At 37.8% G+C, this 22,819-nt stretch carries 20 protein-coding genes and 1 pseudogene; 16 read left to right on the plus strand and 5 right to left on the minus strand.

Annotated features, from left to right (window positions below):
- Positions 1–13: 13 nt before the first annotated feature.
- The 3 genes and pseudogenes from ON01_RS05875 to ON01_RS20200 all read left to right on the plus strand — a co-directional run bounded on the left by ON01_RS05875 (position 14) and on the right by ON01_RS20200 (position 4,729).
- Positions 14–988, plus strand: a complete 975-nt coding sequence (locus ON01_RS05875; RefSeq protein ID WP_010530081.1) for an electron transfer flavoprotein subunit alpha/FixB family protein — start codon at positions 14–16, stop codon at positions 986–988.
- A gap of 484 nt (positions 989–1,472) precedes the next feature.
- A pseudogene (locus ON01_RS05880) lies at positions 1,473–3,574 on the plus strand ((Fe-S)-binding protein).
- Between the two features lie 984 nt (positions 3,575–4,558).
- Positions 4,559–4,729: an FIMAH domain-containing protein gene (locus ON01_RS20200; RefSeq protein WP_010530084.1), complete on the plus strand. Its 171-nt coding sequence runs from the start codon at positions 4,559–4,561 to the stop codon at positions 4,727–4,729.
- A gap of 489 nt (positions 4,730–5,218) precedes the next feature.
- Here the strand turns inward: ON01_RS20200 and ON01_RS05885 are convergent, their stop codons facing one another.
- The 4 genes from ON01_RS05885 to ON01_RS05905 all read right to left on the minus strand — a co-directional run bounded on the left by ON01_RS05885 (position 5,219) and on the right by ON01_RS05905 (position 8,951).
- Complete coding sequence (locus tag ON01_RS05885) at positions 5,219–5,419, minus strand: hypothetical protein (RefSeq protein ID WP_010530085.1); 201 nt, start codon at positions 5,417–5,419, stop codon at positions 5,219–5,221.
- A complete protein-coding gene (gene istB, locus ON01_RS05890; protein ID WP_010530086.1) occupies positions 5,416–6,168 on the minus strand; it encodes an IS21-like element helper ATPase IstB in 753 nt (250 codons plus the stop codon). The genes ON01_RS05885 and istB overlap by 4 nt, the downstream gene beginning before the upstream one ends.
- Positions 6,168–7,718, minus strand: coding sequence for an IS21 family transposase (gene istA / locus ON01_RS05895; RefSeq protein WP_010530087.1), 1,551 nt, complete (start codon positions 7,716–7,718; stop codon positions 6,168–6,170). Before istA ends, istB begins: the two co-directional genes overlap by 1 nt.
- Positions 7,719–8,051: 333 nt before the next feature.
- The gene (locus ON01_RS05905) at positions 8,052–8,951 is read right to left on the minus strand and encodes a LysR family transcriptional regulator (RefSeq protein ID WP_010530089.1); all 900 of its coding nucleotides are present in this window, start codon (positions 8,949–8,951) and stop codon (positions 8,052–8,054) included.
- A gap of 239 nt (positions 8,952–9,190) precedes the next feature.
- On the opposite strand from ON01_RS05905, the gene ON01_RS05910 reads away from it, so the two are divergent.
- From ON01_RS05910 to ON01_RS05970, 13 genes are all read left to right on the plus strand, one after another.
- Positions 9,191–10,384, plus strand: coding sequence for a CaiB/BaiF CoA transferase family protein (locus ON01_RS05910; RefSeq protein ID WP_010530090.1), 1,194 nt, complete (start codon positions 9,191–9,193; stop codon positions 10,382–10,384).
- A gap of 19 nt (positions 10,385–10,403) precedes the next feature.
- Entirely contained in the window at positions 10,404–11,369 is a 966-nt protein-coding gene (locus tag ON01_RS05915; RefSeq protein ID WP_010530091.1) for a hydroxymethylglutaryl-CoA lyase, read from the plus strand.
- A gap of 32 nt (positions 11,370–11,401) precedes the next feature.
- The gene (locus ON01_RS05920) at positions 11,402–12,562 is read left to right on the plus strand and encodes an acyl-CoA dehydrogenase family protein (protein WP_010530092.1); all 1,161 of its coding nucleotides are present in this window, start codon (positions 11,402–11,404) and stop codon (positions 12,560–12,562) included.
- Positions 12,563–12,586: 24 nt separating this feature from the next.
- Entirely contained in the window at positions 12,587–13,372 is a 786-nt protein-coding gene (locus ON01_RS05925) for an enoyl-CoA hydratase/isomerase family protein (protein WP_010530093.1), read from the plus strand.
- Between the two features lie 11 nt (positions 13,373–13,383).
- A complete protein-coding gene (locus ON01_RS05930; RefSeq protein WP_010530094.1) occupies positions 13,384–14,808 on the plus strand; it encodes an MmgE/PrpD family protein in 1,425 nt (474 codons plus the stop codon).
- A gap of 36 nt (positions 14,809–14,844) precedes the next feature.
- The gene (locus ON01_RS05935; RefSeq protein WP_010530095.1) at positions 14,845–15,891 is read left to right on the plus strand and encodes a TRAP transporter substrate-binding protein; all 1,047 of its coding nucleotides are present in this window, start codon (positions 14,845–14,847) and stop codon (positions 15,889–15,891) included.
- 133 nt (positions 15,892–16,024) lie between these two features.
- Entirely contained in the window at positions 16,025–16,471 is a 447-nt protein-coding gene (locus ON01_RS05940) for a TRAP transporter small permease (RefSeq protein ID WP_175284931.1), read from the plus strand.
- Complete coding sequence (locus tag ON01_RS05945; RefSeq protein WP_010530097.1) at positions 16,468–17,793, plus strand: TRAP transporter large permease; 1,326 nt, start codon at positions 16,468–16,470, stop codon at positions 17,791–17,793. The genes ON01_RS05940 and ON01_RS05945 overlap by 4 nt, the downstream gene beginning before the upstream one ends.
- A 544-nt stretch (positions 17,794–18,337) precedes the next feature.
- Complete coding sequence (gene tnpA, locus ON01_RS05950; protein WP_010530098.1) at positions 18,338–18,670, plus strand: IS66 family insertion sequence element accessory protein TnpA; 333 nt, start codon at positions 18,338–18,340, stop codon at positions 18,668–18,670.
- Positions 18,670–18,975, plus strand: a complete 306-nt coding sequence (gene tnpB, locus ON01_RS20205) for an IS66 family insertion sequence element accessory protein TnpB (protein ID WP_010530099.1) — start codon at positions 18,670–18,672, stop codon at positions 18,973–18,975. Before tnpA ends, tnpB (ON01_RS20205) begins: the two co-directional genes overlap by 1 nt.
- A gap of 163 nt (positions 18,976–19,138) precedes the next feature.
- Positions 19,139–20,407, plus strand: a complete 1,269-nt coding sequence (locus ON01_RS18525; RefSeq protein ID WP_010530100.1) for a tyrosine-type recombinase/integrase — start codon at positions 19,139–19,141, stop codon at positions 20,405–20,407.
- Positions 20,404–21,369 (plus strand): tyrosine-type recombinase/integrase, encoded by a 966-nt coding sequence (locus ON01_RS05965; protein WP_010530101.1) that lies wholly within the window; start codon positions 20,404–20,406, stop codon positions 21,367–21,369. Before ON01_RS18525 ends, ON01_RS05965 begins: the two co-directional genes overlap by 4 nt.
- Entirely contained in the window at positions 21,362–22,324 is a 963-nt protein-coding gene (locus ON01_RS05970; RefSeq protein WP_010530102.1) for a tyrosine-type recombinase/integrase, read from the plus strand. The genes ON01_RS05965 and ON01_RS05970 overlap by 8 nt, the downstream gene beginning before the upstream one ends.
- Before the next feature lie 182 nt (positions 22,325–22,506).
- On the opposite strand, the gene tnpB (ON01_RS05975) is transcribed toward ON01_RS05970, so the two are convergent.
- On the minus strand, positions 22,507–22,819 hold a 313-nt coding region (tnpB, locus tag ON01_RS05975; protein WP_010530103.1), incomplete at its 5' end, for an IS66 family insertion sequence element accessory protein TnpB.

Raw genomic sequence — 22,819 nt, forward strand, 5'->3', positions numbered from 1 at the left:
AGAGGGAAACAGTATGAAACTACTTGTCATAGGGGAAGCAAGAGATGGTGAATTGCGTAATGTTACATTTGAAGCAGTTGTAGCTGCTAAACAAATCGATTCCAATGCGGAGATTGTCGGTGTCTTGTGTGGCAGTGATGACCTGAATAAATCAGGACAGGAAGTCATCTATCATGGTGCAGACCGTGTCGTAACGGTGACGCATGATAATCTGGAATCATATACATCTGAAGGTTATTCCCAGGCGGTTATGGCAGTTATTGAGGATGAATCACCGGATGGAATTGTTATGGGCCACACGGCCATCGGCAAGGATCTGACACCAAAACTTGCTGCAAAACTTGGAACCGGTTTAATTTCAGACGCCACTGATATTGAAAATGACGGTGATAAAGCGGTATTTATCAGACCGATTTATTCCGGAAAAGCGTTTGAGAAAAAGATGATTACAAGCGGTTTAACGTTCGCGACTATCCGCCCGAACAATATTCCTGCATTGGAACGTGACGCGTCACGCTCATGCGATGTATCATCAAAAGAGGTTGAAATTAAAGACATCAATACCGTCATAAAAGATGTCATCCGCAAAGCCTCAGAAGGTGTCGACCTATCTGAGGCGAATATCATTGTTGCCGGCGGACGCGGTGTGAAAAGCGCAGACGGCTTCGAACCGCTCTATGAGCTTGCTGATGTCCTGGGAGCTGCAGTCGGCGCTTCCCGCGGGGCATGTGACGCAGAGTATTGTGACTACTCCCTGCAGATCGGCCAGACCGGTAAAGTGGTAACACCTGATTTATATATCGCAGTCGGTATCTCGGGTGCCATCCAGCACTTAGCAGGCATGTCCAACTCGAAAGTCATTGTTGCCATCAACAAGGATCCGGAAGCTAATATTTTCAATGTAGCGGACTACGGTATTGTCGGCGATGTGTTCGAGGTGGTACCTAAGTTAACGAAAGGGTTAACAAATTTGAATGTTGGTGCCTAAAATCAAGGTTAAGTGAAATAAAGAGTATAATAGTTAATCTATACTAATTCTGCTTGTAGCAGGGATTTGATTGCGTATTATGATTTCTCAAAATAACTCACTATAGCAGACAATAATCAGGTTATCTGATACTAAAAAGACAGATGTGTATATTTGGAACGATTGGATTACCAAAATTACCTAAATCTACTATCTTTAGCTTGGTCATTTTGGAAAAGGGAAGTGTCGCGTACCAATATATTCGCAAAGTGAGTCAATCAAATTGAGAAATGCAATCCAAATAGTAAAGTTATACATTCTCCTTAAACAAGATCATAATAAAGGGAATAAATTATTATTGCTTATAATTTATTCCCTTTTAAATAGCATATTCTAAAAACTTTACTTAATTAAAATTGAACCACAAGGGTTATAAGTAAGCCCATAATCATTTTAAGAGTTTAATGAATGTAACTTTGATAGATTTTATAAGGGGGAGCGAATGATAAACGCATTATTACTTATCAATTGGCTGGCATTCATTGCAATTGTCGCCTATGGCATATTCTTATTCGCTAAAGTCGTCGCCACTCGGGTTTCCTACATAAAAATGGGGAAAAAATCCGAGTTTGACCGGGACTTTAAAGAGCGTTTCCGGCGCATAGGGAAGATTGTCTTTGGACAGTCCAAGCTGTTGAAGGATAAAAAGTCCGGCACGATTCATGTCATGATGTTTTATGGCTTTTTACTCGTACAGTTTGGCGCGATTGACATGTTCGTTAAGGGGTTGTCACCAGGCAACCACCTACCATTCGGGATTCTTTACCCAGGCTTTACGTTTTTCCAGGAACTTGTGACACTCATGATCCTGGTGGCGGTCGTATGGGCTTTTTACCGCCGTTATATCGAAAAGCTTGTTCGTCTTAAACGCGGCTTTAAAGCGGGTCTTGTCCTATTATTCATCGGGACATTGATGCTTTCCGTACTTCTGGGAAATGGGATGGCAATTGTCTGGCACGGTGAAGCACTGACCTGGACAGAGCCGGTTGCCAGTTTAATAGCTTATCTCTTTGGTTGGCTGCCGGAAATAGCTGCAGCGGTTTTATTCTATGTATTCTGGTGGATTCACACGGTAACGATCCTGGCATTCCTGGTATATGTGCCGCAATCCAAGCACGCACACTTGATCGCAGCACCAATCAACGTGTTTTTGAGTAAACAAGTGCCAGGCAAATTGAAGCCGATTAATTTTGATATTGATGAGGAACAGGATGAAGATGAGATTTCGTTTGGTGTTGGAAAAGTGGAAGACTTCGAACAGCACCAGATGATCGATTTTTATGCATGTGTTGAATGCGGGCGCTGTACTGATGTCTGTCCAGCTTCAGGCACCGGCAAAATGCTCTCACCGATGGATATTATGGTTAAAGTGCGTGACCATTTAACGGAAAAAGGGGCAGCCGTTACAGGCAAATCAGCCTGGGTTCCGGAGTACGCCTTTTCCAATACAAAAGGCAACAAACTCGCCAGTGCAGGGGCGAATGAAGCTGCTGCAGGCATGGAAAGCGTCAGCCTGATCGGTGATGTTATCACACAAGAAGAACTTGAAGGCTGTACAACATGCCGCAACTGTGAAGATGCATGCCCGGTTATGAATGAACACGTTGGCACGATTATTGATATGCGCCGTTATCTGGTCATGACAGAAGGTAAAATGGACCCGGATGCTCAACGTGCGGTTATGAATATCGAACGTCAGGGCAACCCTTGGGGACTTTCCAAAAAAGACCGCATCAAATGGCGCGAGCAGAATGAAGATGCATACATCCCAACCGTTAAGGAATTGAAAAAAGAAGATAAAGATTTCGAATATCTTTTCTGGGTAAGCTCAATGGGGTCATTTGACAACCGTAGCCAAAAAATCGCGCTTGCGTTTGCCAAATTGATGAATCAAGCAGGCATCAGCTTTGCCATCCTTGGAAATAAAGAGCAAAACTCCGGTGATATCGCACGCCGTATCGGAAATGAGTTTCTGTTCCAGGAAATTGCCGAGAAAAATATTAAGAATTTGAAAAGCATGACGTGAAGAAAATCGTAACCATTGATCCGCACGCCTATAATATTTTCAAAAATGAATACCCTGACTTTGGCTTTGAAGCGGAAGTTTATCACCATACCCAAATGCTGTATGACCTGGTGATGAATGGCAAGCTGGAACCGCAGCGTGAAATCAATCAGAAACTCACCTATCATGATTCCTGTTATCTGGGACGATACAATGGCGTTTATGATCCGCCAAGAGAAATTCTGAAATCCATCCCGGGACTTGATCTGGTCGAGATGGACCGGAGCCGTGAAAACGGCATGTGCTGCGGTGCCGGCGGCGGTCTGATGTGGACGGAAGACACAACAGGAAACCGTATCAACGTGGCCCGCACCGAACAGGCAATGGAGACTGAATCGACGATGATTTCCAGTGCATGTCCATTCTGCCTGACGATGCTCAGTGACGGGACGAAAGCGAAAGAAGTTGAGGAAGACATCAGTACCATGGACGTTGCAGAAATTCTGGCATTATCAACGCTTACAGAAGATGATGAGAAATAACTTCATATAAAGGCAGCGGTAAATAGAGATGGTTGCTCTGATAGGGGGGATGCACCTTTTGCCGAAATACCATCCAAGAGAGAACCTCGAACTGGATGAAAAACCTTGTACCTGGAGGCCCTGATAATGTATGAACATAATTAACGCCAGATGAGTTTTCCTCCCTTTTGGAGGTCAATTGAATCCTAATAACCCATGGACTGACATGGCTAATTTGATTCCATAGTCTAAACTTGAAGATGAATGTATTCAAGCTTGAATGACTTAATGCAAGGAAATAAGTCTATTCAATCCACATGGTCCTTGGCTCGTTAATCATCAAGAGGCTTCCTGGACTAAGTGACCTGAAACTGGAGAATAGATTAAGGAGAATCCGTATCCTCAGTATTCCATCGGGCTTTCATCTTTTCAGAAGGACGCCCTTTCATGTTTCGACCATGATGCATTTCTGTAATCGCTTGGCTGGCTTACCGGGATCACGGAGTTCGTATAATAGAAAAAGATTCCTTTATTTACAATTTGCAACTTTTGTACTCACCTGTTAAACCTTGCAATAACAACAAATTAACACCTTTTATAATATGTTAAAATGTGCTGATAAGGTTTCCGGTAACAGGGTTTGGGGGTTCAAGTCCTCTCGATCGCGTAACCGGAATGGCAAGGATTGAAGCAATTTTCTGCCCTTTCCATTTTATTATTTTTTCTAACCTATTTTTAACATCGTGCATGCAATAGTATTCTCGAACTCATTTGCTTTGCTATGGTAAAGTGATTTTTGAATAATTGTAGCAGCGATTTCTTGGATACCTGGAATAACATACGGGTATTTGTCTAACCTGTGAATAAATCGATGTCCAAGTTTTCCTTGTACCACTTTTGGATGTACACCAGATTGGGACGGAGGGGATACTATGCCATTCAAACGAACAAAGCGGGAGGAGGAGAATTTGCGAATGACCAAGTTGCCCGTTCCCTTAAATCCATTTGACAGCTGTTGATCACTATGAGGACAAAGAATTAGCGGATAAAATTGTCAAACATTTGAAAGGGTTTGCGCAGCTATTGGAATATCAAAGAGAGAATGATCTGATTTCGGAAAGAGCTTATCAAGCACTTAAGGAAGATACGGGTTATTTGATGGAGAAGTATGAGTAAGGTGTGCGATCTATGACTACGGAATTAGAGCGCAAGCAACGTATGTACGGCTGTAAAGCCATTTCTGAAGAACCCGGTACGGGGGAATCTGTATACCGGGTTCTGTTGGACTGTATCGTTTTCTTTTTTTACTCATGATATGGTTTGATTACAGCCATCGGAATTTACCACCCTTGCCATCTTTTTTACCATCGTTTGCCAAGGTATTTACCACACATTGCCAGTGTATTTACCAATAATCGAAAAAGCTCTACAACCAATATTTTAAAAGCAGTAGATTTTTCTGCTTATTAGCTTAATATCACCATAGGATATGGCTCACCCTTTGTTTTATAAGTGTTGGAGGGCATAGCTTCGTAATGAGCGTTTGTTTGCGAAGCAAACTAACGCGAATTAGAAGGAAGCAAGCGTATGCACGGTAGCCATCTGCACAGTACATAATAATTAACAGCCATTAGAATAGAGATTTATCCCAATGGCTGTTTTGTCCTATCTGAACTTTTTATCGCCTAATTGCTTATCAATAATCCTGATAGCCAAACGAACCAGTTCATCACAATCTAAATCCTCTTCTTCAATCCATATGCAGGAGGGCAACAATCTGCTTTCAACTTCAATTCTTACCTCTTCGGGTAAATACCTATGAAAAAAGTACTTTGCTATGCGGTTTTCAATTTCTTCGGGGATCAATTGGACCCCCCCAATCCATGGCGTTCACGCATGGAAATTTCACCATCTATCAAAATTTGATAGGAGTCATGAATGATACGGTCTAAAATAGCCTCCGCAATCGTTTCATTCCCTAATTTCAGATGCCACCCACTGGGATCAATTTGGGAACAGAAGATAGTTGATGCTAATTTATGGCGTGCCTCAGTGATTTCAAGTAATATGGCTGCCTCATCAGCCGTCAGGTCGGTAAGTAACCATTCATCAAGAATAAGCAAATCGACTTTTGTGTATTTTTTAATGCATTTCCGATAGGTCCCGTCTGCTGCTAACTTGGCAAGCGTTAGTTCATCCAATAACTCAGGCAGGCGAATGTATTTCACCTTATAAAATTGCCGACAAGCAGATATACCGAATGCAGTCGCTAAAAATGATTTACCAGATCCGGTAGCCCCCTTTAATATAATGTTGTGGCTATCCTGGATATAGACACCGCTTGCTAGCTTTAATATCAAGTGTTTATCCAGTTTGCGGTCATCATGGTACTCTAAATCCTCGATACAAGCCTTTGAGTTTAGAAAGGTCGCTTGTTTGATTAGTCGTTGAAGCTTATTGCTTTTACGACGGGAGTGTTCCAAATCGACTAGTAAAGAAAGCCGGTCTTCAAAATCCATGTTTTGAAAGTCTTTGTTCGATGCTTGTTCCTTGTAGGCCTCAGCCATGCCAGTTAGTTTCATTTCATGTAATTTTGTCAGTGTTTGTTCATTCATTATTGATCCATCCCCCTATAGTAAGCAGCTCCACGAGTGAACCCATAGTTATTTTCTTTCACTTCCGTTTTGCGTTTTAGTTCCTGCTCGGCATCGTTCTTTTTATTGTTTTTTAAAATCGTTTGAAGGCTCTTGACTGTCGGCCTGTTGGTCATCGTTGTTATCATTTTACATGCACGCTCTATCTCGTATTTCGTATAACGGCGCTCTAATTTTTTTAATGAAAACACGGATTGTAATCCTTGTTTTTCCACCTGTGCTGTATTTAAGATGTATTGAACGATATCTAAAGTAGATAGGCCAATGCTTTCGGCCCATTCAATCGCTGCCTCCGGTGTCTGATCTACAAATAGCTTATGATTATCAGGCATATGATCACGAATGGTAGCTAATTGACCAAATTTACCATATAATCGCTTGTGAGAGGCAATTCGCATATGATTAAAAAAGATCTCGATGAGATCATCCGAAAGTTTTATTTCCACTTCTCGATTGATATACTCGTATGGAACAGAATAAAACATGCTCTCAACAGAGACATGGTAATCAGGTCGCACCTTTGCTGTTTTCCACTGAGACATTTTATAAGGTGCGTTTGGAAGAGGGGAAAGCGCAAATTTCTCCTCTTCTTCAAATGCTGACAGGCGACATCCCTGTTTACGAGTGAAAGGGCGCTGATTAAACTCATCTAATTTCTTCCGAACCTCATTATTCAATTCATCAATGCTGAAGCATTGTGTATTTCTTAATGCTGCAATTATCCATGTTGAAATAACACCGACAGAGCCTTCAACATTCGCCTTGTCCTTCGGCACCCGCACCCGGGCAGGCATGACTATAGTGTTATAGTAATCTGCCATTTCTCGGTAAGTAGGGTTTAAAACTAGTTCACGCGTCGTATGTTTTGTTACACTAGCCTTTAGATTGTCCGGCACTATAATCTGTGTGGATCCGCCAAAGTACTCGTACGCATGGTTATGGGACGTTATCCAAGCATTTAAATCCATGGATAAGGTTGCTTCGGCATACGATAATTGGCTACATGGCAAGGTCGCGACAAAAATGTAGGCCTTTAATCTTTCTCCTGTATCCCGATCAATAACGAAAGCTGTAGAACCCGCCCAATCAACTTCCATAATTTCACCAGGTTTTCTTCGAATGCGCAATGTAGCCTTATATTTATCCGCATACTTACTATAGTGACGAACAAAGCTACGATAGGAATATGGAATTTTATGATTCGTGCGGCATTCCGTTTCATATTCATGATGAAGCAGCGATAGTGTCACATTGGGCTTCGCTAGCTCTTTATGAATATATTCAAAATCTAATGGCTTTCGCCCCGAAGCCTCCAACGTCGTCTCTGGATAAAGGAATTCCTTCAACCATTGATCTGACATTTCTTCCTCTAATGGACAAACCACTCCTTTCTTTGTTGCCAGTTCAATAACTTCTGTTACCTTCTGGCGGGAGTTTCCTGTACTTACTGAAATGCCCCTGATGCTAATGCCTTCATCGTGAAATTCCAGTATCTTTCGATAGTGAATCATTAAAAAATACCTCCTATAATCATGTCATGCCAAAGGCATGCTCATTAATTATATAGAAGGTATTGTGTAAGTGGTACATTTATTTGTCACTTAATGGTACATTTATTGTCATTCGGTGGTAAATAACATGTCACCAGTGGTACATTTTGTTGGCCGTAATCAATGGTTAGTCCCCAAAAAGTCGTTTTTAAAAAATAACATCCCAAAAACACAAATTATTGTGGTTTATTTGATATTATTATACTATATGTGGTATCAAAATCGGTGGGATGACCTTTTGGGAGTGAACCAAGGTATTAGTTTCATCTTATTTTTTCATTTTTAGCGGAACCATTATAAAGTGGCCGCTAGTTCTTTCGTTATATTTATAAATGAATGAGCTGCCCTAGAAAGATATCTTTCTTTCTTGTAGGCAAAAATAACCCTTCTCGTTGGTTTTACAGAATGATTTATTGGTAAATAAACAAGATCATTTGTTGTATTATAACTAAATTCTTTGATAACCATTTTTGGCGCAAAAGTGATACCAATACCTGACGATACAAGGGATAGACAAGTGTTAATATTAATACTTTCAAAAGCGATTTTTGGCTCAAATCCAGCTTCGTAACACAGGAGTTCGGTCGTTGATCGAAATCCAGTTCCATTCTTCAATAGAATAAAATTATCATCTTTACATTTGAAAAGATCTACTTCTTGTAATTTAGATAATGGATGTGCAGATGGGACTACAAGTAAAATATCTTCTTCCAAAATTGTCTCAAAGTCAAGTTCATTGTTAATAACAGGCATGGATAATAACCCCATTTCTATCTGACCGTGTGAAATAAAAGATTCTAAATTAACAGATGAGTCCTCAATCAGGGCAATTTCTATGCCTGGATATTTTTTTCTAAATCTTGAAATAGCCTCTGGTAATAAAAAAGCCCCTGTAACGGATAAACTTCCAATTAATAATTGCCCCTTATTCATGTCGGCAAAATCTATCATTTCATCTTTCAATTGTTTAAATTGATCAACAATTTCTGTTGCACGATTTGTAAAACATATTCCCGCATAAGTGAGTTGGATTCCTTTTTTTCCTCTTTTAAATAATTCCACACCCAAATCATTTTCCAATTTGCTAATTTGGTAGCTAAGAGAAGGTTGAGACAAATGAAGCTTTTTTGCTGCTTTCGAAAAGCTTTTTTCATTTGACACCATTAATGCATAACGAAGAATTTTCGGTTCCATCGTATTCACCCCCTATGTATAAAATTTGTCTATAGTTATTATAAAAATTATATCTTAGACAAATAATTTTTTCAATGTTATAAATAAAATAACAATATTAATGGTTCCAATTAAAAGGGGCTATAAAATAAAACTACTGTTGTTGGAGTGAAAAGCATTGAAATGGGGGTTATATTAGGGAGTTGTTGTAACGTTTGATAATTAAAATGTTGTGAAAAAATGCGATTGGTGGGGAGAAAATGTCTGATGTACTTTCAGGGGTAAGGATTATTGATCTTACTCAAAATGTAGCAGGTCCTTATTGTACACAAGTGTTAGGCGATTTAGGTGCAGAAGTAATTAAAATAGAAAGGCCTAAAACCGGTGATGATACAAGGCTTTGGAATCCGCCTTCTTGGGGGGATCAATCCGCAACATTTCTTGGATTGAATAGAAATAAAAAAAGTATATGTGTTAATCTTAACAGCCTTAATGGGCAAGAAATTATTAAGGAGCTAGCGAAAGATGCAGATATTTTTATTCACAGCATGAAACCTGGAAGTTTGGAATCAAGGGGAATACACTATGAAAAATTAATAACAGAAAATCCTAAATTAATTTATGCTGCAATTAGTGCTTTTGGTGATGAGGGTGCTTTAAAAAATGAACCAGGATATGATCCGTTAATTCAAGCTTATACAGGTGTCATGAGTATTACTGGTAACCCTGAGGACGATCCAGCCCGCGTTGGTGTATCAATCATTGATATGGCAACAGGAATGTGGTCAATTATTGGAATCATGTCAGCTCTCATAAAGAGAAACTTGACAGGAAAAGGTACCAAAGTAACGAATAGCTTATTGGAAACAGGTGTAGCATGGTCGAGTTTGCAATTGACTAATTATATGGCAACTGGAAAGGTCCCGGAGAAAATTGGAACTGCAACTCCAATGATAGCACCATATGAAGCCTTTAGGACTGAGGATAGTTGGATAATTATTGCTGCAGGCAATAACCGTTTGTTTAAAAATTTGTGTCTGTCATTAGATTTATCTGAGGAAATATTAGAAGATAATAGGTTCAAGACTAATAGTGAAAGGATAAAAAATCGAAATAAATTACATGAAATAATTGAAAGACAAACCATTAAATATGAAAGTATTGAGCTTATTCATATTTTAAGAGACAACAAAGTACCTTGTAGTATTATAAATACTTTAGACAAAGTATATTCCGATGAGCAAGTTAATGCAATGAATCTCATAAAAGAAATCGAAAATTATAGAATAGATGATTTTAAAATAGTTGATTTACCATTTAAATTAGATCAACTTCGAGGGGACTATAGGATTAATCCACCAGAGTTAGGAGAGCATACTCAGGAAATTTTGAAAGCGCTTAATTACTCTGAGAGTGAGATACAAGAGTTTAAACAAAATGAAGTAATTGGTTAATGATAGGGAAGTGGTTACTATGAGCCTACCTAAAAGTATTAAGCTTTATGAAGTAGGTCCACGTGAAGGGTTTCAAATTGAGGATGGTCCAGTTTCAACTGAGGATAAGGTACAATTCGTTAATAAACTGAATCATACGGGACTCAGCAGTATTGAAGTTACATCTTTTGTAAGTCCCAAATGGGTACCTAAAATGGCAGATGCTGAAAAAGTTCTTAATCGAATAGAAAGAAAATCCAACGTTTCCTATAGAGCAGTTTATTTAAATATAAAGGGCTTGAAAAGAGCATTGAGGAATAATGTGAAAGTAGATGGTGATCTTTTGCTTTCATCTAGTAACACTTTTTCAAAGAAAAATACAAATAAAGATATAGAGGAGACACTCCAAAACATTCCAAACTGGATTGAGGTTTATCAGAATTCAGGAATAAATGTTAACCAACTGTCATTAATGACAGCATTTGGTTGTAATTATGAAGGTAACATTACCCTCTCTCAATCCTTAAATGTTTTGCGTAAGGCTAAGGAAATTGCTGAAATAAATAATCAAACAATCACAAAAATAAAATTAGCTGACACTATGGGTTGGGCTAACCCAGAACAAATAAAAAGAACTGTATACACTATTAAAGAAGAGTGGTCAGATATTGATATCCTTTTACATTTACATGATACAAGAGGTTTAGGAATAGCAAATGCTTATGCTGCTCTAGAGGAGGGAGTTAAGGATTTTGAAACTGCAGTTGGAGGGTTAGGAGGATGTCCCTTTGCAGCAATAAAAGGTGCAGCCGGAAATATTGCTACAGAAGACTTGGCTTTTATGTGTGAAGAAATGGGTATTGATACCGGTTTAGATCTAAAGGAACTGTTAAATTGCACACAAGTTGTTGAAAAAATAGTCGGTCATAAACTTCCTGCTCATCTTAAGAGTGGTGGAATACTTTCAAATATTCGCAAGTATACTTGGGCGATGCAAGAAAGTTAGAGAAGTCTTAATCTAAATAGGGAGGGTTTCAAATGAACTTTGAATTAAATGATCTACAATTAGACATAAAGTCAGCAGTTAGAGAGCTTTGCATAAGATTTGATCTTGAGTATTGGAAGAAATGTGATGAGGAAGAAAAGTACCCCGAAGAATTTGTAAAAGCTATGAGCGATGCTGGCTGGCTAGGTGCTCTAATACCTGAGGAATATGGTGGATCTAATTTAGGTATAACAGAGGGGGCTTTAATTTTACAAGAAATAAATCGATCAGGTGGTGCAGGAGCAGCATGTCATGCTCAAATGTATACAATGGGGTCTATTTTACGTCATGGTCGTGAAGAGCAAAAGAAAAGATATCTTCCAAAAATAGCTGATGGTTCTGTTAGACTACAAGCGTTTGGGGTGACAGAGCCTGATGCTGGATCAGATACAACTAAGATTAAAACAGTTGCTAAAAAGACACAAGATGGATATCTCATTAATGGACAAAAAATTTGGACCTCCAGGTATCAGCATTCAGATATGATTCTATTATTAGCACGTACTACCCCAATAGAAGAAGTTAGCAAAAAAACAGAAGGGATGAGTTTATTTCTAATTGATACCAGGGAAACCGGAGATGCTATTGAAGCAAATCTAATTGATACAATGTTAAACCATGAAACCAATGTTTTGTTTATAAACGACTTAGAAGTCCCTGATAGTGCTTTGGTAGGGGAAGAAGGAAAAGGGTTCCGTTATTTGTTAAGTGGTCTTAATGCTGAAAGGATTTTAGTTGCCAGTGAGTGTATCGGCGATGGGAAGTGGTTTGTAGAACAATCTGTACAATATGCAAATGAAAGAGTTGTCTTTAACCGTCCTATAGGAAAAAACCAAGGTGTACAATTTCCGATAGCGAAGGCTCATATGTCTGTGGAGTCAGCTCAAACTATGATGTTAAAGGCAGCAACGAAGTTTGACCAAGGATTACAATGTGGGCCCGAGGCAAACATAGCAAAATATTTAGCATCTGAAGCAGCTTGGGAAGCAGCGGATGTTGCAATGACTACTTTCGGTGGATATGGTGTTGCAAAAGAGTATCATATTGAAAGGAAATGGAAGGAAACTAGACTTTTTCGAACAGCACCAATTTCTAATAACCTAGTTACCAGTTATGTAGCGGAACACATATTAGGTTTGCCAAGATCTTACTAATTCTAATGATAGAGGTGTAGTCCAGTGGAAACAATTAATTTGCGGTATATCGGAGAAAATGAAGATATTCTTATAGTTGAATTAAATCGACCAGAAAAAATGAACGCAATGAACACAAAATTAATAACTGAAGTATTGTCTGTTTTTAGGGAAAGCGCTTATAACGATAAGTTGCGTTGTATAATTATTACAGGTGCTGGTAATAAAGCATTTTCAGCAGGGGGAGACTTAAAAGAAAGAAATGGAATGACAGATTGGGAATGGCGTCATCAACATCAATTAATAGAAGATTTATTTATTACTGTAAAAGATTTTCCTCAGCCAGTAATTGCTGCCGTAGAGGGATATGCATTGGCTGGGGGATGTGAGTTAGCATTGGTAGCTGACTTTATAATTGCTGCAGAAAGATCTCTATTTGGTTTGACAGAAGTAACGATTGGTATAATGCCTGGCGGTGGTGGTCTGCAAAACTTACCACGTTCTATTGGAGTTCGCAGAGCTAAAGAAATGATTTATACTGGGCGAACAATTGATGCTAATTTAGCATACGAATGGGGATTGGTAAATAGAGTTGTTGAAAACGGAAAAGCTTTAGAAGAAACTGAAAAAATTGCAATGAAAATTACCCAAAGTGCACCAATGTCAATTAAGATGGCTAAAACATCTATGAGTAGGGGGACAGAAATTGATTTTCATACAGGGTTTATCTTAGATATTGCTGGATATAATGTATTGGTTTCATCTGAAGATAGAATGGAAGGTATTGCAGCATTTAATGAAAAAAGAAAGCCAAAATGGAAAAATAGATAGGAGTTGTAAAGATGTCTTCTTTGCTAATGGATAAAATTATTAGGTTTGTAAATTCAACTGAGTATGATGCTTTGCCAGATGAAATAAAGAAGACTTCAAAATATGCTATTACAGATACTGTTGGAGTTGCTTTGGCTGGTTGGAACGAGTCATGTGTTCAAATTCTAAAAAAGACTTACAAATCAAGAAAATCCGGAGGTGAGATGTCATTACTCTGGGGCGATGCTTATGAACTCCCATTAGAAATTACAGCGCTAATAAATGGAACCGCAGCTCATGCTTTAGATTTTGATGATGTAACACCAACTGTTTTGGCTCATCCAAGTGCTCCAATTGTATCCTCAATTATTCCAATTGCTGAATACTTAGAAAAATCTGGTCGAGAGCTAATTACCTCATATGCTATCGGTACAGAAGTAATGATTAGAATTGGTCAAGTGATGGGTTTTAATCACTATAATCTTGGTTGGCATGCCACAAGTACTTTAGGAACTATTGGAGCCACAACTGCTTGTGGTTACCTTTTCCAATTGGGTGAAAAAGAGTTATCCAATGCTATTGCAATTTCTGCTTCTATGGCAGGGGGGCTACAGAAAAATTTTGGTACAATGACAAAACCTTTACATGTTGGATTAGCATCACAACACGCCGTTCAGGCAACAATTTTAGCAAGAGAAGGATATGCTGGTAATAGTGAAGTTTTTGATTCAAGAGGCTTTTTTAATGCATTTGGTGGTACTGTTTCAACGAATGAGTTTCACGATAATATTAAAAAATTAAACTTTGGAAACCCGTATGATTATCAAAAAAACGGGTTATCTGTTAAAAAGTTTCCTTGTTGCTATTTGACACATCGTTTTATTCAAGGTGTTCTAGAACTTAGGGAAGAATTTAATTTAAGTATAGAAAATGTTTCTGGAATTAATGTTTTGGTTCCACAAGGGGGATTAATGCCACTTATCCATAATAACCCAGTTACAGGTCTTCAGGGTAAATTTAGTGCTGAATATACATGCCTTGCAGCTTTAGAAGACGGTTATATTCAATTGCAAACATTTACAAGTGAAAAATTAAATAGGCAAAAAATAAGAAATTCATTTTTCAAAGTAAAAGCTCAAGAGTATACAGTAAGCCCGACAGATAACAAAATGGTGGATGAAGGACCAGTTTATGTAACAATCGAATTAAATGATGGAGAGAAGTTCGAAAAAATTGTATACCATACGCCAGGATCAAAGGAATGTCCCATGAATTTACAAGAATATCGAAATAAGTGGTTGGATTGTTTATATTATTATTATAGATATTCTAAGGAAATCGATAAACAGATACACACAGATATGATTGAACTCTTTCAACAAGCGCAACAGATGGAAGGTATCTTAAATATTAAGGATTGGGTAGTAAACATTAACAATTTATGTCAGAAAGTTTAGCGAAATAATGTAAGGGCTTACAAAGGGAGGAGAAAAATGAAAAATAAGTTCAGTTTAATTATCTTAGTAATTGTACTATTACTGATTACAGGTTGTGACAGTAATGGTGAAGAGACTGCCAACGAAGAGGCTTCAGGTAGCAACTCTAAACAAATTAGAATAGCTTATAATTTACCATCTGAACATGCTACAGGAGTGTATTTTGAAGTTTTAGCAGATGAAATTAGTAAGAGGACAAAGAATACATCTATCCATTTAAAACCACAAACCTTTCCAAATGGTCAACTTTATAATGATTCTGAACTTCCAGATGCTCTATCAACAGGTGGTGTGGAAATTGGCCAAATAAACATAGGATTTTTGGCAAGTTCAGAAGCAGAACCACTACGAATAGTTGATTTACCATTTATATTTAGCTCATGGGAAGCTGAGTGGGCCGCAGAAGATGGAGAATATGGGGAAATTTTTGGAGAACAATTTGAAAAGATGGGAATGAAATTACTTGGCTGGTCAATGTATGGAACCGTCGAAGTATATGGAAACGAACCGATTAAGGTACCTGAAGACTTAAAAGGAAAAAAGATGAGAGCATTTGGCCAAGGGTCAGCCAAATTTTTAGAAGAAATAGGGGCTTCACCAGTTAGTATTAGCTCGCAAGAAATTTACCAGTCTATGGAGCACGGTACAATTGATGGATTTATGACTGGTCCTTCTTCGGTTGTAGATCGTAGTCTTCATGAAGTTTCAAAGTATGGTACAAATATGGCTATTAATTATATCCCCTTCCCTGCAACCGCTAATCTTGAATGGTGGAATTCTCTTCCTGAAGATGTTCAGTCTGCGGTCATAGAGGCTTCTAAAATAGCACAGGAGAAATCTAGACAAGTAGCCAAAGAGTCTGACAAAGAGTATAAACAAAAATTAAAAGAATTAGGTGTAGAGGTATACGAGCCAACTGAAGAGGAATATGAAGAATGGGTGGAAGCTTCTTCACAACGACGGGAAGAGTATGTAGAGCAAAATGGAGAGCTAGGGCAGAAACTTTTAGATATAGTGGACACTATGAACGAAAAATATCCTTAGAAATAAGTGAATAGTAATGACAAACGGTTCATCTGTGACTTAAATTTAAAATAAAGGGTGAAAAACTATGAGGTGTATTGTAAAGGTGATTACAGATATCGAAAGAATAATTGTTTATATAGGGGGAGGGTTTATGGCATTACTTGCTCTGTTCGTTTTTTATGAGGTAGTAAGCAGATATTTATTTAACTCCCCCACAATTTGGGCCAATGAATTATCTACCTATATGTTGCAATTCATAGTTTTTCTCTCAATGGGATACCTATTAATACAGGACGAACATATAAAAGTATCATTTTTAGTTGAAAAACTAAGTGGTATAGCAAAAAAAATCGTTCAAATTACCGCTACTTTTTTAGTGATTCCATATGCTTATGTATTAATTGTTTACGGGTTTCAATATACAAATAATTCCCTGAAAATGGGAAGAGTTTCTCCTACCTTACTTGAGTTCCCTTTATGGGTTCCTTATTCATTTATTGCTATAGGTGGAGTATTGCTTGTAATAAGCAGTATTTGTACAATAATAAAAATAATTTTGGAAGATACTACAATTTTTGAAAAGGGGGAAGAAGTTTGATTAGTACAAGTGCCATTATAATTTTATTGGCTGTTCTTATTTTTTGCTTATTACTTGGTGTGCCTATAGGATTCGCATTAGGATTATCTGGGATTATTACAATATGGACATCAGTAGGTACTGATTTCATGATACAAATACCAATCACATTACATTCTTCGTTATCAGATTTTGTGTTTGTTGCTATTCCTTTGTATGTTCTAATGGGAGAAATTCTATATCATGGTAAAAGTGGTGAGAGAATTTTTATGGTGGCCCACCGTTTATTAAGAAAGATAAAAGGTGGTACAGGTGTTGCCGGGGTCAGCGCGTTCTCTTTTTTTTCTGCTATTGTAGGTTCAAGTATGACTTCTGTAGTAACGATTGGGAAAATAGCTATTCCAGAAATGATTAAACAGAATTATTCAAAAAAACTTTCATTCGGTTTATCTGCAGTGGGAGGGTCTTTGGGTATATTAATCCCCCCTAGTATACCGTTAATTTTATACGCATCACTAAGTGGCAGTTCACCTGGGAAATTATTCATAGCAGGAATAATCCCGGGTGTTTTATTAGCTGCTTTGCTTTCAGTTTACGCAATCATTATGGCTCCGAAGACTAAAGAGAATTTTATAGATAAAGATGGGAGTACAGATTTAAATGATAATTACGAGACTTCAGCGACTCTTGTGGAAAAAAGAGGATCCATCTTGGTAGCATTACCCGATCTAATATTGCCTATAATTGTTTTAGGCGGTATCTATGCCGGAATTTACACCCCTACAGAAGCTGCAGGGGTAGGGGTTATATATAGTCTGATTGTTTGTCTGCTTATTCACAGAAGTCTTAAAGTTAAATTGTTACCAAAGGTTCTTGTGAATTCTGCTAAGACATCTACTATGCTGTTAACAGTAGTGGTTGGGGCATTGGTTTTTGGTTCGTCATTAACATTAATTGGGCTACCTCAATATTTATCCGGTTTTATTACAGACTTATCGGTATCCCCCTGGGTAATTTTATTATTAATGAATATTATATGGTTAACAATGGGATTTTTCTTAGAAGTCGTATCAATATTATTAATAACAACGCCTATTTTTTATCCTATCGCGATGTCTCTTGGCTTTGATCCCATATGGTTTGGGATTATTATGGTAATAAATATGGAACTGGCAGTGATAACACCTCCTATAGGTATGAATCTATTTGCATTAAAGTCTTTATTTCCAAATGAATCGATGAAACTGATTATTAAAAGTGTATTACCATTTGTTTTGATGGTTGTCATGGTACTTGTCATAGTATGGTTTTTCCCGCAAGTTGCTCTCGTGTTAGTAAATTAAAAACGGGGTAATGGGCTAAATAAAATCACAAAGAAGCGTATGATGTTTGAGGTCGGACATCCAACACTGTGACCTGTGAAGTTTTGATATGGAACTTCAGAGCTATTTTATGGATATGAAGCCAGCCGAAAACTGTCTGGAAAGCATAGAAATAGCAGGAAATATGGTTGATTTGTTTGAAGAGATCATAACAACCCAAGCTATTAAAAAGATCTGCTAATCAGATCTTACAAATAATGACCCAACAATAGCTGACTGCAGTACCATTCCTTGGCACCTGCATTATGTTCCTTGACAACACATCACAATAAAAGAAAAACACCTCGACTTTTGGTATAGTTTAATTAGCCAGAAAAAACTATCAATAGTGAGGTGCCTACTACTATGATAGCGAATAATGACATGAATAATCAACTGCCAAAAGCATTAAAAGCCGTTTTTGATGAACTTGGCATTTTAAAAGTAAGCGTCAAATAGTTCCCACGTATGAAACTTAAGTTCTCCATGCGATAATCTTCTTAGAATTAATTCGGGAGGTTATGCGATGACTCTTAAAGACAAACGAATAGAATGGAAAGCGCGCTATGATGCATGGAAAGAAAGCGGGGAAAGTATAGCTGAATGGTGTCGGGATCAAGAAATCAAGGTCCATCAAATGTATTATTGGGTGCAGCGATTTGAAAGGGATATGATTTCTCCAGAACCGGAGACAACAGAGACCCAATGGCTGACCGTCCAAGTGGACGATGAAATGTTATCCTCCGAAGGACAAGACCCGATCTTCATTCACTTTGATGCCATTTCTGTCGAAGTCCGGCCAGGAGCCAATGTTGGCTTACTGTCCGATATCATACATATCCTGCAGAAACAAAGCTGATGAACTTTCAATTTGATCGTGTGTACCTGGCCCGCGGCAGCACGGATCTACGTAAATCCATTGATGGGCTGGCAGTCATTGTAAAAGAATGCTTTGACCTCGATCCCTTTTCCCCCAGCCTGTTCGTGTTCTGTAACCGAAAACATGATAAGCTAAAGATCCTACAGTGGGAGAATAACGGGTTTTGGTTGCATTACCGCAGACTGGAAAGAGGAATATTCCATTGGCCATCAGAAAAGGAGGCGGCACCCATGACTATCAGCTCACGCCAACTTCGTTGGCTGCTTATTCCGAATTCTGGATAAACAGCCTTATTCCGACTAAAAGATTATTCCGACTTTTTATCTCTAGAAGCTCTTTATATTATAAATGATTCGAAAATTAGTCGGAATAATACCTCCATATTTCTCTAGTAAAATGTTTTATATCAGGAGTTCCTGAGAATAACATTTGAAGAGAGGGATTTGGATGAAAAATAATTCCACAGGAAACGAATTTTTATCTGAAATTTCAATCAGTGAATTTATTACACTGTTTGAGGATGAAATGAAAAAGCTTGATTATTGTCATGATACTATCCATGAAAGGATTTTAATGATCAAGAGGGCTTATTCAGGTAGTACACGTTTAATTGATCAAGAGGAAGTGTATTCATCGGAAAAACTTTATAGCTGGCTAACGGTCCAAAAGGCCAGACTAGCTACAGGAGATATATCACATGAACGATATCTGTACATGCAGAATACAGTTGATTTTTGCGAAGAAATATATCATTTTGGCGGGCTAGAACGAAGAGGTAGGCACCGAAAATATACGAAGTATATTCCAGAGTGCTATAAAAAGCTACAAAAGAAATTTTTACAAAGCCTTTCTAGTCATTTGGCACCCAGAACATTAGACAGGTATGAATTAAATAGTAGGCAGTTCTGGATATTTTTAGAGAAAAATGGCATTTGTGATATAACAGATATTACTAGTAGTTTTATCGAAGATTTTTTATCAGATTCCAGTAAGTATAGAAGTATTGACAAGGATGTTCAGATGCTTAAAAGACTGTTTATCTTCCTAAATTCAGAAGGGTACACAAACCTAGAGTTAGATTTCAATATGCTGAAGCCAGCGGGCAGACGGAAATCAGTACTTCCACATTTTTCACATGAAGATATTTCTAAGATATTAGCCACAATAGATACTTCAACAAGAAATGGTAAACGAGATTATGCTATCATTACCCTTGCTGTTTATACTGGACTACGTTCCTCTGATATCTACAACCTAAAGCTAAAGGACATTGACTGGAACAATAATGATATAAAGCTCAAGCAAGGAAAAACTGGAAATACCCTAATTATACCGCTGTCTGTTGTAGCAGGGAATGCAGTTGCAGACTATATATTGAACGGACGACCTAATGTTAATGAAGAATGGATATTTCTGAGAAATGTCCCGCCCTACACAAGGCTTGAAGGACGATCGTCTGGCAATACCATGTTGAAAAGACATCTTGCAAAAATAGGGTGGAATCTTGAGAACACTGGGAAGTCATTTCATGCATTACGCAGGAGCGTGGGTTCATGGATGTCTAAAGAGCATACTCCCTTGCCTATCATAGCCGAGTTTCTCGGACACAGTAATACAGAAGCAACAAAAAGCTACCTATCATATGATGAAGAAAATATGAGGAAATGCTGCCTTGGTTTAGATGACATTCCCGTTTTAAAGGAGGAATTGTCATGAATTATGAATACCAAAGCAAGTTTTCCATTTCAATCACAAATATGTTCAAGTTTAGGGAATCTATGGGGTATAACCCCTATACCTATGCTTCCGAGCTTTATGACTTTGATCAGTTCTGTTTATCGAAGCACCCTTATGTAGATACACTGACAAAAGATCTAGTAATGGAATGGGGCATGAAAAGAGAAACAGAGAGTATAAACATGCATAAGCACAGGCTGATTACAATCCGACAATTGGGAAAGTACATGAACTTTTGTGGGAAGGAAGCATATATAATACCAGTTGATGTAATTGGAAAATACGAATCTTATACACCATATATCTTTACAGATGAAGAGATAGCTGCTTTCTTTCATATCATAGATAGTATTAAACCCAATAAGCGTACACCTTTTACTGAATATACAGTACCAGTATTTTTTAGGATTGCTTATGGGTGTGGCCTCCGGCCTAATGAACTAAGAGATCTCAGAAGGTATGATGTTAATCTAGAAAATCAAACTATTTTCATTCATAACTCAAAAACTAAAAGAGATCGTCTAATCAGCATAACGGAAGATTTAAATGAGGTATGTAGAAAATACGATACCATAGCTGAGAAGAATTATCCTAACAGACACTGGTTTTTCCATATGTTAGTAAAAGAGAGCCGCAGAAGAAGATGGATATCAAACCAACTCAAAAAATACTGGAAAGAAGCAGGGCTTGATAACAAAACAGGAATATCTCCAAGGGTATACGATTTTCGCCATAATTACGCTACTAGAATTATAATGAAATGGTTTGATGCTGGAGAAGATGTAATGGTGCTACTCCCATATCTTAGTTCATATATGGGACATGTTGAATTTCAAAGTACAGCCTATTATATTCATCTTCTACCAGAACGTTTAAGGAAAAACAAAAATTTTGACTGGAATAAATTTGATTCATTAATACCGGAGGTATCATATGAATAACAGAGATACTTCCATGCAGTTTTTTGAATATGTACGGAAATATTTGACTGAGTTTATGCCACGACATAGAAATCTTAGTGAAAACACTGTACAAGCAAGCAGGGATGCATTGAATTTACTCCTAGATTACTGTGTCAAACATCTAGGGATTCCATTGGTAAAAATTGAGGTCAAAACGTTCCTAGACATTGGTATTACTACGGGATTTCTTGATTGGCTTGAAGAAAAACGGAAATGTGGGAATGCAACAATTAATCAAAGACTATCGTGCATCAGGAGTTTTTTTAAATACATTGCTTATGAAGATGTAACCTATGCATCAATATACAACAGGCTATTGACCATACCGCGAAGAAAGGTAGATAAAAACAAAACCATTGAGTTCATGTCGGAAGATGCACTAAAAGCAATACTCTCTTGCCCTGATACTAAATTAAAAACTGGATTTAGAGACTGTTTCTACATGTCACTCATGTATGATTCGGCAGCTCGAAATAGCGAAATGCTTTCAATCAAAATGAAAGATATTACAGACAATAAAACAGCTCCCTACGTCTTTGTAAATGGGAAAGGCCGCAAGAAGAGAAGCATTCCATTAATGCAAAAAACTATGGCTATTTGCCATATTTATGTACGTGAATTTCATGGTAGCTATAACCCAGATGATTATTTATTCTATGTAATACATCATGGCGAAAAAAGGAAGATGTCAGATGATAATGTTGCTAAATTCATAAAGAAGTATGCAAAACAAGCACGTGAAAAATGTTCAGAAATCCCATTTAAAGTCCATCCACATATGTTTAGAAGAAGCAGGGCAATGCATTTGTATAGAAATGGTATGTCATTACCGTTACTTTCAGAATTTCTCGGACATGAAGATCCGGAAACCACATTAATTTATGCGTCGGCAGATACGGAGATGAAAAGAAAGAAACAGCAACAACTAACTTAAATATTGAAAAAGAAAAAACAGTCCCAATTTGGAAGGATGATGATGAAATGATACGTAGGTTATATGGGTTAAAATGATTATGAGATAACAGGATTATTCCGACTAATTTTCGAATCATTTATAATATAAAGAGCTGCCAGAGATAAAAAGTCGGAATAATCTTTTAGTCGGAATAAGGCTGTTTATCCAGAATTCGGAATAAACAGCCAACGAAGTTGGCGTGAGCTGATAGTCATGGGTGCCGCCTCCTTTTCTGATGGCCAATGGAATATTCCTCTTTCCAGTCTGCGGTAATGCAACCAAAACCCGTTATTCTCCCACTGTAGGATCTTTAGCTTATCACGTTTTCGGTTACAGAACACGAACAGGCTGGGGGAAAAGGGATCGAGGTCAAAGCATTCTTTTACAATGACTGCCAGCCCATCAATGGATTTACGTAGATCCGTGCTGCCGCGGGCCAGGTACACACGATCAAATTGAAAGTTCATCAGCTTT

The organism is Lentibacillus jeotgali (genome assembly GCF_000224785.1).
In the GTDB taxonomy this organism is placed as follows: Bacteria; Bacillota; Bacilli; order Bacillales; family Amphibacillaceae; genus Lentibacillus; species Lentibacillus jeotgali.